Here is a 12,604-nt window from a genome sequence, read left to right on the forward strand (position 1 = left end):
ACCAGAGGCTTCACATCGTCTATGTCTGGCTGGCAACGAATTTACTATAAATTACTGAATTTACCATTAAGGGCGCTGGTAAAAAGCAAGTCGATTCCGGCACAACCTGCTCAGGAATTAGGCCTGGATACCTCGCGTCCCATTATGTATGTCCTGCCCTACAATTCGAAGGCGGACCTGCTGACGCTGCGCGCGCAATGTCTGGAACATGAGTTACCGGACCCGCTGGAGCCGCTCGAGATCGACGGCGGCCTGCTTCCGCGCTACGTATTTATCCACGGCGGACCGCGCGTGTTTACCTATTACACGCCGAAAGAAGAGTCTATCAAGCTCTTTCACGACTATCTGGATTTGCACCGCAACCATCCCGATCTTGACGTGCAGATGGTGCCGGTTTCGGTGATGTTCGGTCGCGCGCCGGGGCGTGAAAAAGGCGAGGTGAACCCGCCGCTGCGCATGCTCAACGGCATTCAGAAATTCTTCGCCGTTCTGTGGCTGGGCCGCGACAGCTTTGTCCGTTTCTCGCCTTCGGTCTCGCTGCGTAAGATGGCGGACGAACACGGTACCGATAAAACCATCGCCCAGAAGCTGGCCCGCGTGGCGCGCATGCACTTCGCCCGTCAGCGTCTGGCGGCGGTCGGCCCGCGCCTGCCCGCGCGCCAGGATCTGTTTAATAAACTGCTGGCGTCGAAAGCCATTGCCCGTGCGGTAGAAGACGAAGCCCGCAGCAAGAAAATTTCTCATGAAAAGGCGCAGCAAAACGCTATCGCCCTGATGGAAGAGATCGCCGCAAACTTCTCCTATGAGATGATTCGCCTGACCGACCGCGTGCTGGGCTTTACCTGGAACCGGCTGTATCAGGGCATTAACGTGCATAACGCCGAGCGCGTGCGCCAGCTGGCGCATGAAGGCCACGAGATCGTTTATGTCCCGTGCCACCGCAGCCATATGGACTATCTGCTGCTCTCTTACGTCATTTATCATCAGGGCCTGGTGCCGCCGCATATCGCCGCCGGTATCAACCTGAACTTCTGGCCCGCCGGTCCGATCTTCCGTCGCGGCGGCGCGTTCTTTATTCGCCGTACGTTCAAGGGCAATAAGCTCTACTCAACCGTATTCCGCGAATATCTCGGCGAGCTGTTCAGCCGCGGCTATTCGGTGGAGTATTTCGTTGAAGGCGGGCGTTCGCGTACCGGACGCCTGCTGGATCCGAAAACCGGCACCCTGTCGATGACCATTCAGGCGATGCTGCGCGGCGGTAATCGCCCCATCACCCTGGTGCCGATTTACATCGGCTACGAGCACGTGATGGAGGTCGGTACCTACGCCAAAGAGCTACGCGGTGCGACGAAAGAGAAAGAGAGCCTGCCGCAGATGCTGCGCGGCTTGAGCAAGCTGCGAAATCTCGGCCAGGGCTACGTTAACTTCGGCGAACCCCTGCCGCTGATGGCCTATCTGAACCAGCATGTGCCGGACTGGCGCGAGTCTATCGACCCTATCGAAGCGGTTCGCCCTTCCTGGCTGACCCCGACGGTGAATAATATCGCCTCGGATCTGATGGTGCGCATCAATAATGCCGGCGCGGCTAACGCCATGAACCTGTGCTGTACCGCGCTGCTGGCATCGCGTCAGCGTTCACTGACCCGCGAGCAGCTCACCGAGCAGCTGGAGTGCTATCTCGCCCTGCTGCGCAACGTGCCATATTCAGCGGATGCGACCACGCCTGCGGCTTCGGCCAGCGAGCTGATTGACCACGCGCTGCAGATGAACAAGTTCGAAGTCGAGAAAGATACCATTGGCGATATCATCATTCTGCCGCGCGAGCAGGCCGTGCTGATGACCTACTACCGCAACAACATCGCCCATATGCTGGTGATGCCGTCGCTGTTAGCCGCCATCGTCACTCAGCATCGTCGTATTACCCGTGCCGAAATCCTGCGTCACGTCGAGATGTTCTATCCGTTCCTGAAGGCCGAGCTGTTCCTGCGCTGGGAAAAAGCGGAGCTGGCGGGCGTCGTCGATGCGCTGATCGCTGAGATGCAGCGTCAGGGCCTCATCGCCCTGAACGACGATGAGGTGAGCGTCAATCCGTCTCATGCCCGTTCTCTGCAGCTGTTGGCCGCAGGCGCGCGCGAAACGCTGCAGCGCTACGCCATTACCTTCTGGCTGCTGAGTGCCAACCCGTCAATCAACCGCAGTTCGCTGGAGAAAGAGAGCCGCACCGTGGCGCAGCGCCTGTCCGTTCTGCACGGCATCAACGCGCCGGAGTTCTTCGATAAGGCGGTGTTCAGCACGCTGGTGTTGACCCTGCGTGACGAAGGCTATATCAGCGATACCGGGGACGCCGAGCCGGAAGAGACGTTGAAGATCTACCGCATGCTGGCGGATCTGATTACTTCGGATGTGCGATTAACGATTGAAAGCGTTACCCAGGATGAAGCGTAACGTTTAAAGAGATGTCCCGGCCTGCGCCGGGCTACCGGACCCTGCGGTTTTGTAGCCCGGCTAAGGCGTTTACGCCGCAAGCCGGGAAACCCACAGCGCTACTGCATATATCCCATCGCCAGGCCGAGAAACAGCACCAGCCCCACGTAGTTATTGTTCATAAACGCCTTAAAGCAGGCATCGCGTTCGCGTTTAAATATCAGCTTCTGCTGCCAGGCAAACAGCGCCGCGGCGATAAACAACGACCAGTAATACTCCCAGCCCAGCCCGCTCAGCCAGCCTACCGCGGCCATCAGACCCAGTACCGCCACCTGTAAAATACCGATGATTAAGCGATCGTTGTCGCCAAAGAGAATCGCCGTCGATTTGATACCGATTTTGACGTCATCATCACGATCGACCATCGCATACTGGGTATCGTAGGCCACCGCCCACAGGATATTGGCGAGGAACATCAGCCAGCAGCTCAGCGGCAGCGATTCGCTGACCGCCGAAAAGGCCATCGGGATCGACCAACCGAACGCCGCGCCCAGCACGACCTGAGGCAGGTGGGTATAGCGCTTCATAAACGGATATACCCATGCCAGCGCCAGCGCCGCTACCGACAGCAGAATGGTCATGGTGTTCAGGGTCAACACCAGCAGAAACGAAAGCAGCACCAGCACGACAAACAGCGTCCGCGCCTCCTTTTCGCTAACGTCGCCGCTCGGCAACGGGCGGCGGGCCGTCCGTTTGACGTGGCCGTCAAACTTGCGATCGGCATAGTCGTTGACCACGCAGCCTGCGGCGCGCATCAGCCAGACGCCGGCGACAAAAACGGCGAGGATCCATAGCGGCGGTATCCCCGGCGTCGCCACCCACAGCGCCCACAGCGTCGGCCACAGCAGCAGCAGCGCGCCAATCGGTTTGTCAGTACGCATCAGGCGGTGAAACGCCAGCAGCTTGTTCTGCGTCAGACTCCACTCCATTTCATTTTCCTCTTAATACAACGGCGATGCAGGCAAAAACAGTTCCGTCAGCAGCAGCGGTTTGCCGCTCAACCGGAGGCGGGAACGACGCCCCCACAGCTCTGCATGACGACCAATTTCAATAAAATCACGGGTTAGCGTCGATGACGTGAAGAGATAGCGGCCCAACGGCGTTTGCCCCAGCTGTTGCAGCGCCAGTTCGGGGCCGCTCAGCGTTGATTCGGGCACTATCGTGCGCCCGGCCAGCCAGGGTTCACCGTTGGCGCAAAGAATGATTTCCCGCAGCCAGTAGCGGGGTTCGCTCGGTAACAGGGGCGCCTCACCGGCCAGCGCGTCGCGTCCAACAAAACCTTCGTTAACCATGATGACGCTGACTTTCTTCCCCTGCTGCTCAAAGCGTTTGGTCATTGAGTCTTCCAGCAATAGCCAGTCGCGCAGATGCGCATCCAGCGGGGGCATAGCGGCAAAATAATGCAGCGCACGCAGTTGCGTAAGCGCAGGATGTGGCATGCCTGAATCTCCGGTACATAACGTAAAGGTATTGTATCGCAGAATGGGGCATCGGGGGCGGGCAAACGTCAATATACGATCATCCGCGCAACAGCCGTGCAACAGAGGCTGCGGCGCGCTAAAAAAAAGTGCGCCCTGACGGACGCACCTAAAGGCTGTGCCTAAACATCAGCATTGCGGGGAGACGGTCACCCCTTGCCTTTTACACTGCTGATAAAGGTGGAACGAGCAGATTTCGAGCCAAGACGTTCAGCTTCGTTCATCAATTTCAGGGCCTTATCGATATCGCCTTTCGCAACCGCCTGCTTAATGCCGTTGTTGAAATAGGTTTCGGTGTCATCAAGCATCGGTTCGCTTTTCGCCGCCGGAGCCGGGGCCGGCGCGACAACCGGCGCTGCGGTATTGCCGACGGTCACCGGGCCATTGCCGGAAGAGCCAAACAGCGGACCAACCAGCACGCTGGAGCCGCTATTGGTTTTGACTTTTAGCTTCAGCACGCCATCGGTGGTGTGGCGGGCAATCGGGTCTGGAATATCCGGCACGGCATTGCCCGCGCCTTTAGCGTAAGCTTTCGCCGGATCCAGCAGAGTCGTGGTTTGTTGTAAATCTTTTTCCGTCGTAAAGACCAGCACGTAAAGCTTCTGCTGCCCCAGCGCCGGGGTCAGGCGCATGACGCCTTCAAGCCGATCCGCGGTCATTACGCCGGGCTGCTGATAGGTAAAATAGCTGCTGGGGAAGAACGCGGATGGCGTCATATTCTGATCGAGAATCAGCACGTTCGGCGCAAAAATCTGTTTTTGCTTATTCACTTCGCTCGTGAGCGTCAGGGTCAGTTCGCCAATATTCGCCGGAACGCTCCAGGCCGCAACCGGTCCGGAGATGCCGGCAACATCCAGGCGCTGGCCGCCCGTGAGTAAATCAACGGTCTGCGTTTTAGATTGATCGACTGGCGTCCAGACGAGCTGCTGCAGGGCAGCACCGGGGATGGCGGGCGCTGCGCTGGTGTTTTGCGGGACAAAGTTGACGTCGGCAAGGCTCATTCCCGGCGCGCATGCCAACATTCCTGCGGATAAACACAGGGCGACGAGAGTTTTCTTCATTTTCATTGTTCTCACCTCGGATAGCGTAGGTTTAGCGGTGGCCAGGCAATAGCGCGCTAATCCTGAAGAATCAGGAGGGGCAGAGCCCCTCCGTGTCACTACATGATTACGGCGGTGTTACCACCAAACTTCCATCTGCGCACCGAAGGTCACTTCGCTATCGTTACCGCGGCTGGAGGTGTAAACCCCGTTACCGCTGCCGTCTTTAGTCTGCAGACCGGAGGTGTTGCTGTAGCCCCAGTTCTCATCCCATTTTGCGTAGGTCGCGAAAATACGGATTGCCGGGCGAGACCAGACGCTGTTACCCGCCTGCCATTGCTGGGCCAGGGTAATTTTGTACTGGTTGTTGTTTTCGCTGGTGCGCTGAGATTTCACGTTGTCGTAACCGACTTCCAGCTGGGTGCTCATGATCGGCGTCCATTTGTACATCGGACGAACACCGACGGTGTACCAGGTAGAACCGTTGTTGCTGTCCAGGTCCACGTCCTGGTACATCGCAACGTACATCAGGCCCCAGTCATCGTTGAAGTCCATCGCGCCGTGATCCAGAACGCGGATCATGCTGCCGTTGTTATCGATGCTGGTTCCCTGGGAGTGACCGCTGTTCCAGGAGGTCATCGAGTCGGTCGCATACTGAACAACAAACTTGTTGAAGCCGCCCCAGATAGACTGAGTATGTTCACCGGTGAACATCCAGCCGTCTTTTGATGCGCCATCAACCAGACGGTAATCGTCCTGCGGGTTAGCGCGGCCATAATCCACGCCTAACTCCAGTACGCCGCCCGGGTTGATTTCCATACCGGCCAGACGCACGTCAAAGACGTCGTTTGCGGTTTTAGCAGCAAATTTCTTGGTGTCATCGCTGGAGAAAGTGTAAGAACCGCCGCTTTCTGAGTTACGCGTGGCCGCCAGAGAGAGTTTACCGAAGCCGAGGTCAACGTTTTCCAGACCCGCACCCGGGCCGGAGATATCCCAGTAGTAGAAGTCGATCATGTGAACGTCATGACGCTGGTAGAAGCGCTTACCGGCCCACAGGGTAGAACCCGGCAACCAGTCAATCAGGTTTTTACCCTGGATGTTAGCTTCACGAAACGCCGGAGAGGTACTTTCCCAGTCATCTTCCTGATTTACGGAATAAGCGACGTTAGTATCGAAATAAAAACTCTTATCACCTTCTTTCCACAACTCCTGGCCCAGCTTCAGTTCCGCATAGGTTTCACATTCGTTGCCAAGACGGTATTTGCTTTGAGCACCCGTGGCTTTGAAGCACTGTTGCTCACCGCCGCTGCCGGTCCAGCCGATACCAGAACGAGCGTAGCCGTGGAAATCAACGGCCAGCGCCTGAGCAGACATAACGCCTGCCGCAACGGCGACCGCCAGTGGAAGTTTGCGCAGAGTAATCATCATTCTATCTCCTGAGATCATTGCTTTTCTTTGAACACTTCACCCTTCGGGCTGCCTCTTTGTTGGCTGCGCTCACTCACCCTGGTCACGTACTTTTGTACGCTCCCAGGGATTCATTCCCTTGCCGCCTCGATGCAGCGCGAATGGTTTTGTGTTTTTTTTTAGTTAGAAGCCTTACACGCCCGGCTCTTTATGCAGCCGACGACAAGCGGTGCCATCCTCACGGAATAAATGGCAGCGCTCCGGCGGCAAACCGATGGCGAATGTGGCTCCCTCTTCTACCAGCACCACGTCGTTCTGGCGGTAAACCAGGTTTTGACGGATGGATGGGATCTGGATATGAATTTGCGTTTCGTGGCCGAGCTGTTCGACCACCTGAACTTCACCTTCAAGGGTGACGTCGGCGATATCGCTGGGCAGCAGATGTTCCGGGCGAATCCCTAAGGACATGTTGGCGCCGACCTGAACGCGGGCGCTGTCCACCGGCAGCCAGACCTGCTGACGGTTTGGCAGCTCCACCTGCACCTGCTCAATGGCGGTAGCGGTGACTTTCACCGGCAGGAAGTTCATCTTCGGCGAGCCAATAAAGCCCGCGACGAAACGATCCGCCGGGTAGTGATAGAGTTCGAGAGGCTTCCCGACCTGCGCGACGCGACCGGCGTCCAGCACCACAATCTTGTCGGCCAGGGTCATCGCTTCGACCTGGTCGTGGGTCACGTAAATCATCGTGCGGCCAAGACGCTTATGCAGACGGGAAATCTCAATGCGCATCTGCACGCGCAGCGCGGCATCGAGGTTAGAGAGCGGTTCATCCAGCAGGAACACGCGCGGTTCAGCCACCAGAGTACGGCCAATCGCCACGCGCTGACGCTGACCGCCGGAAAGCGCTTTCGGTTTGCGCTCCAGCAGATGGGCCAGCTGAAGAACCTCCGCCACCTGAGTCACGCGCTGGTTAATCAGCTCTTTTTTGGCGCCGGCCAGCTTCAGGCCAAAAGACATGTTTTCCGCGACGGAAAGGTGGGGGTAAAGCGCATAAGACTGAAACACCATCCCGATACCGCGCTCGGCGGGCGGGACATCATTCATTCGGGTATCGCCAATCAGCAGATCGCCGCTGGTCACCGTTTCCAGCCCGGCAATCATACGCAGCAGGGTGGATTTGCCGCAGCCTGATGGCCCAACAAACACGACGAACTCCCCATCCTGGATCTCGAGATTGATATCTTTCGATACCACTACGTCACCCCAGGCTTTCGTTACATTTCGCAGCTGTACGCTCGCCATGCCCTTCTCCCTTCGTTACAACCTGTCACTTAACGACACATTCAAGATGGGCTGACTATGCGGCATTCATAAATAGGGTAAATCCTCCACCCCCCGGCTTTTTTATGGGGGAGGAGGCGGGAGGATGAGAGATTGCTTCTCGCCGCCGGGGGGGACGGACGGACGTCGATTTCGTGATGTAGCCTGCAAAATTGGCCGCCTTTTTATGTGCTCCAGGACTCATAACCGGCATTTCTGCAATGGAGATCACACTATCGGGGGATGGGGCGTAGACATGGGGAGGATGGAAAGAGGTTGTTAAAAAAGGAAACTCATCACCGTTAAGCCACTCAAGTGTATCCACGAGCACATCACCAAATAGGACGGGTATATGAAAATCAAAACTGGCGCTCGCATCCTCGCGCTGTCTGCATTGACCACGATGATGTTTTCCGCCTCTGCCCTCGCAAAAATCGAAGAAGGTAAGCTGGTTATCTGGATTAACGGCGACAAAGGCTACAACGGCCTCGCTGAAGTGGGTAAAAAGTTTGAAAAAGACACCGGCATTAAAGTCTCCGTAGAGCATCCGGATAAGCTGGAAGAGAAATTCCCGCAGGTTGCCGCGACCGGCGACGGCCCTGACATCATCTTCTGGGCTCACGACCGTTTTGGCGGCTACGCGCAGTCCGGCCTGCTGGCGGAAATCACCCCGGATAAAGCGTTCCAGGACAAACTCTATCCGTTCACCTGGGATGCGGTTCGCTATAACGGCAAGCTGATTGCCTACCCGGTTGCCGTTGAAGCGCTGTCGCTGATCTATAACAAAGACCTGGTGCCAAACCCGCCGAAAACCTGGGAAGAGATCCCGGCGCTGGATAAAGAACTGAAAGCGAAAGGTAAGAGCGCGCTGATGTTCAACCTGCAAGAACCGTACTTCACCTGGCCGCTGATCGCCGCCGACGGCGGTTATGCGTTCAAGTTTGAAAACGGCAAGTACGACGTGAAAGACGTAGGCGTGGATAGCGCTGGCGCGAAAGCGGGCCTGACCTTCCTGGTCGACCTTATCAAGAACAAGCATATGAACGCCGACACCGACTACTCCATCGCGGAAGCGGCATTCAACAAAGGCGAAACCGCGATGACCATCAACGGTCCGTGGGCGTGGTCTAACATCGATAAGAGCAAGGTTAACTACGGCGTTACCCTGCTGCCGACCTTCAAAGGCAACCCATCTAAACCGTTCGTTGGCGTACTGAGCGCCGGTATTAACGCCGCCAGCCCGAACAAAGAACTGGCGAAAGAGTTCCTCGAAAACTACCTGATGACCGATCAGGGTCTGGATGAAGTGAACAAGGACAAACCGCTGGGCGCGGTCGCGCTGAAATCCTTCCAGGAAAAACTGGAAAAAGATCCGCGTATCGCCGCCACCATGGCTAACGCCCAGAAAGGTGAAATCATGCCGAATATTCCGCAGATGTCCGCCTTCTGGTATGCCGTTCGTACCGCAGTGATCAACGCCGCTAGCGGTCGCCAGACCGTCGATGCGGCGCTGAAAGACGCACAGGCTCGTATCACCAAGTAATACGGTTTCCCTTATTTCTTAGGGAATAAGGTTTGTTGAATACGTTGTTACGCGAAATCATTCGCGCTACATCGAGGCGGCAAGGATGCAAATCCCAGGAGCTTACATCAGTAAGTGACTGGGGTACGCATCCGCAGCCAACAAAGAGGTAGCGCGAAGGATAAAGTGTAAAGAGGATGATCCCCATGGATGTCGTGAAAAAGAAGCACTGGTGGCAAAGCCCGCAGCTCACATGGTCTGTGATCGGCTTGCTGTGCCTGCTGGTGGGTTACCTTGTTGTTTTGATGTACGCCCAGGGGGAGTACCTGTTTGCCATCATGACGCTGATTTTGAGCTCGGTTGGCCTGTATATTTTTTCCAATCGCAAGGCCTACGCCTGGCGCTATGTTTATCCGGGTCTCGCCGGGATGGGGCTGTTCGTCCTGTTCCCGCTGATCTGCACTATCGCTATCGCTTTTACCAACTACAGCAGCACTAACCAGCTGACCTTCGAACGCGCCCAACAGGTGCTGATGGACCGCTCCTTCCAGGCAGGGAAATCCTACAACTTCGCGCTTTATCCGGCGGGAGATGAGTGGAAGCTGGCGCTGACCGACGGCGAAAGCGGCAAAAACTATCTTTCCGACGCCTTTAAATTCGGCGGCGAACAGAAGCTGGCCTTAAAAGAGGCAGACGCCCTGCCGGAAGGCGAGCGCGCCACGCTGCGCGTGATTACGCAAAACCGTACCGCCCTGAACCAGCTGACCGCCGTGTTGCCGGATGAAAGCAAAGTCATTATGAGCTCCCTGCGTCAGTTCTCCGGTACTCAGCCGCTGTACGCGCTGGCCAGTGACGGCACGCTGACCAACAACCAGAGCGGCGTGAAATACCGTCCGAACGCCGAGGTCGGTTTCTATCAGGCGATGAACGCCGACGGTAGCTGGGGCAGCGAAAAGCTCAGCCCGGGCTACACCGTGACCATCGGCTGGGATAACTTCACTCGCGTGTTCCAGGATGAAGGCATCCAGAAACCGTTCTTCGCGATTTTCGTCTGGACGGTGGTGTTCTCCGTTCTGACCGTGATTCTCACCGTTGCGGTCGGCATGGTGCTCGCCTGTCTCGTCCAGTGGGAAGCCCTGAAAGGTAAAGCGATTTACCGCGTACTGCTGATTCTGCCTTACGCCGTACCGTCGTTTATCTCGATTCTGATTTTCAAAGGGTTGTTCAACCAGAGCTTTGGTGAGATCAACATGATGCTCAGCGCGCTGTTCGGCATCAAGCCGGCCTGGTTTAGCGACCCGACCACCGCGCGTACCATGATTATCATCGTCAACACCTGGCTGGGCTATCCGTACATGATGATCCTGTGCATGGGCCTGCTGAAAGCGATTCCTGACGATTTATATGAAGCCTCGGCAATGGATGGCGCTACGCCGTTCCAGAACTTCTTCAAAATTACGCTGCCGCTGCTGATCAAGCCGCTGACGCCGCTGATGATCGCCAGCTTCGCCTTTAACTTTAACAACTTCGTGCTGATTCAGCTGTTGACCAACGGCGGGCCGGACCGGCTCGGCACCACCACGCCGGCGGGCTACACCGACCTGCTGGTGAGCTATACCTACCGTATCGCCTTTGAAGGCGGCGGCGGTCAGGACTTCGGCCTTGCGGCGGCTATCGCCACGCTGATCTTCCTGCTGGTAGGCGCCCTGGCGATTGTTAACCTGAAAGCCACACGTATGAAGTTTGATTAAGGGAGATAACGATTATGGCTATGGTTCAACCCAAATCTCAGAAGCTGCGCCTGTTCACGACGCACCTCCTGCTGCTGATTTTTATCGCGGCGATTATGTTCCCGCTGCTGATGGTCATCGCTATCTCTCTGCGCGAAGGGAACTTCGCCACCGGTAGCCTGATCCCCGAAAGTATCTCCTGGGAGCACTGGCGGCTGGCGCTCGGCTTCAGCGTCGAACACGCTGATGGTCGCGTCACGCCGCCCCCCTTCCCGGTGCTGCTGTGGCTGTGGAACTCCATCAAGGTGGCAGGCATTACCGCCATTGGCATCGTCGCGCTTTCTACCACCTGCGCTTACGCTTTTGCCCGCATGCGCTTCCCGGGTAAAGCAACGCTGCTGAAAGGGATGCTGATTTTCCAGATGTTCCCCGCGGTGCTGTCGCTGGTCGCGCTGTACGCCCTGTTTGACCGTCTCGGCCAGTACGTGCCGTTCGTCGGCCTGAATACCCACGGCGGCGTCATCTTCGCCTATATGGGCGGTATCGCGCTGCACGTCTGGACAATCAAAGGTTACTTCGAAACCATCGACGGCTCGCTGGAAGAAGCGGCGGCGCTGGACGGTGCGACCCCATGGCAGGCTTTCCGCCTCGTGCTGCTCCCGCTGTCGGTACCGATTCTGGCGGTGGTGTTTATTCTGTCGTTCATCGCGGCGATCACCGAAGTGCCGGTGGCCTCCCTGCTGCTGCGCGATGTGAACAGCTATACCCTTGCGGTCGGAATGCAACAGTATCTCAACCCGCAGAACTATCTGTGGGGCGACTTTGCCGCCGCGGCGGTGCTTTCCGCCATTCCGATTACCGTGGTGTTCCTGCTGGCCCAGCGCTGGTTGGTTAACGGCCTGACGGCTGGCGGAGTGAAAGGTTAATTTTTTTGTAACACCCGCCCCAAATTTCAGATGAGGGCCGACGGTTTAGCGGTAATGCGCGACCCCAACCGGGTATTACCGCCGTCGCCCTCAGCTGAAAAAGTAAGGCAAATGCCACTGCTATCCTCAACTGGACCCTACATAAATTCTATTTGTGACTGTTGGTCAGCGGCCCTGGAGGCCGCTTTTTTTATTCGCGCTTCAGACGGTTGGAGTTACACAGCCAGAGCGTTATCACCAGAATCAGGATCGCCGCGGAGTAAATCAGCACCGCCATAGGCGACTCATGATCGATAATGATCAGGCGGACGATTGCGGTGATGCCGATATAGACAAAGTAGCGCAGCGGGAAGTGAAATCCCGACTCAAAGTACTTCACTATCAGCGCGATAAACTCGAAATAGAGGAAGTAGACCACCAGCCCTTCCACCAGCTTGTACTTGCTGACAGGCTCCGGGGTGAACAGGACGTGCGCCAGATGCAGCGTCTCCTTTCCCAGAAATACGATCAGAATGACCCCCAGGCACAGCAGGCCAAGATTCAAAACGGTTTGCATTGCGGTTGCAATAAAACTCACCAACGGACGATAAACCGGCGGCATAGGTACACCTCATCATCATGATTTCCTGTGACCTGTATAACGCAAAAATGTGATCCAGATCTACATTTGTGAGTCCCTTCTTTCCACTGCTTGCCT

At 56.7% G+C, this 12,604-nt stretch carries 10 protein-coding genes; 4 read left to right on the forward strand and 6 right to left on the reverse strand.

Annotation, left to right across the window (positions count from 1 at the left end):
- The first annotated feature begins 21 nt into the window (after positions 1 to 21).
- A complete protein-coding gene (gene plsB / locus ABLU67_RS04755; protein ID WP_004097770.1) occupies positions 22 to 2,445 on the forward strand; it encodes a glycerol-3-phosphate 1-O-acyltransferase PlsB in 2,424 nt (807 codons plus the stop codon).
- A gap of 98 nt (positions 2,446 to 2,543) precedes the next feature.
- On the opposite strand, the gene ubiA is transcribed toward plsB, so the two are convergent.
- The 5 genes from ubiA to malK form a co-directional block, all read right to left on the reverse strand.
- Positions 2,544 to 3,413 (reverse strand): 4-hydroxybenzoate octaprenyltransferase, encoded by an 870-nt coding sequence (gene ubiA / locus ABLU67_RS04760; RefSeq protein WP_004097768.1) that lies wholly within the window; start codon positions 3,411 to 3,413, stop codon positions 2,544 to 2,546.
- A gap of 12 nt (positions 3,414 to 3,425) precedes the next feature.
- On the reverse strand, positions 3,426 to 3,923 hold the full coding sequence (gene ubiC, locus ABLU67_RS04765; RefSeq protein ID WP_014227537.1) for a chorismate lyase: 498 nt from the start codon (positions 3,921 to 3,923) through the stop codon (positions 3,426 to 3,428).
- Between the two features lie 188 nt (positions 3,924 to 4,111).
- Positions 4,112 to 5,029, reverse strand: a complete 918-nt coding sequence (malM, locus tag ABLU67_RS04770; protein WP_014837132.1) for a maltose operon protein MalM — start codon at positions 5,027 to 5,029, stop codon at positions 4,112 to 4,114.
- Between the two features lie 111 nt (positions 5,030 to 5,140).
- Entirely contained in the window at positions 5,141 to 6,430 is a 1,290-nt protein-coding gene (locus ABLU67_RS04775) for a maltoporin (protein WP_014227535.1), read from the reverse strand.
- A gap of 171 nt (positions 6,431 to 6,601) precedes the next feature.
- Complete coding sequence (malK, locus tag ABLU67_RS04780; RefSeq protein WP_004097762.1) at positions 6,602 to 7,711, reverse strand: maltose/maltodextrin ABC transporter ATP-binding protein MalK; 1,110 nt, start codon at positions 7,709 to 7,711, stop codon at positions 6,602 to 6,604.
- A gap of 370 nt (positions 7,712 to 8,081) precedes the next feature.
- Between malK and malE the strand changes: the two genes are divergently transcribed.
- The 3 genes from malE to malG all read left to right on the forward strand — a co-directional run bounded on the left by malE (position 8,082) and on the right by malG (position 11,907).
- On the forward strand, positions 8,082 to 9,272 hold the full coding sequence (malE, locus tag ABLU67_RS04785) for a maltose/maltodextrin ABC transporter substrate-binding protein MalE (protein WP_014227534.1): 1,191 nt from the start codon (positions 8,082 to 8,084) through the stop codon (positions 9,270 to 9,272).
- Between the two features lie 185 nt (positions 9,273 to 9,457).
- A complete protein-coding gene (malF, locus tag ABLU67_RS04790) occupies positions 9,458 to 11,002 on the forward strand; it encodes a maltose ABC transporter permease MalF (protein WP_025107705.1) in 1,545 nt (514 codons plus the stop codon).
- 14 nt (positions 11,003 to 11,016) lie between these two features.
- Entirely contained in the window at positions 11,017 to 11,907 is an 891-nt protein-coding gene (malG, locus tag ABLU67_RS04795; RefSeq protein ID WP_004097756.1) for a maltose ABC transporter permease MalG, read from the forward strand.
- Between the two features lie 190 nt (positions 11,908 to 12,097).
- Here the strand turns inward: malG and psiE are convergent, their stop codons facing one another.
- Positions 12,098 to 12,508: a phosphate-starvation-inducible protein PsiE gene (psiE, locus tag ABLU67_RS04800; RefSeq protein WP_004097754.1), complete on the reverse strand. Its 411-nt coding sequence runs from the start codon at positions 12,506 to 12,508 to the stop codon at positions 12,098 to 12,100.
- Positions 12,509 to 12,604: the final 96 nt, after the last annotated feature.

This window comes from Klebsiella sp. GN_Kp190, from assembly GCF_040061795.1.
Classification (GTDB): Bacteria; Pseudomonadota; Gammaproteobacteria; order Enterobacterales; family Enterobacteriaceae; genus Klebsiella; species Klebsiella michiganensis.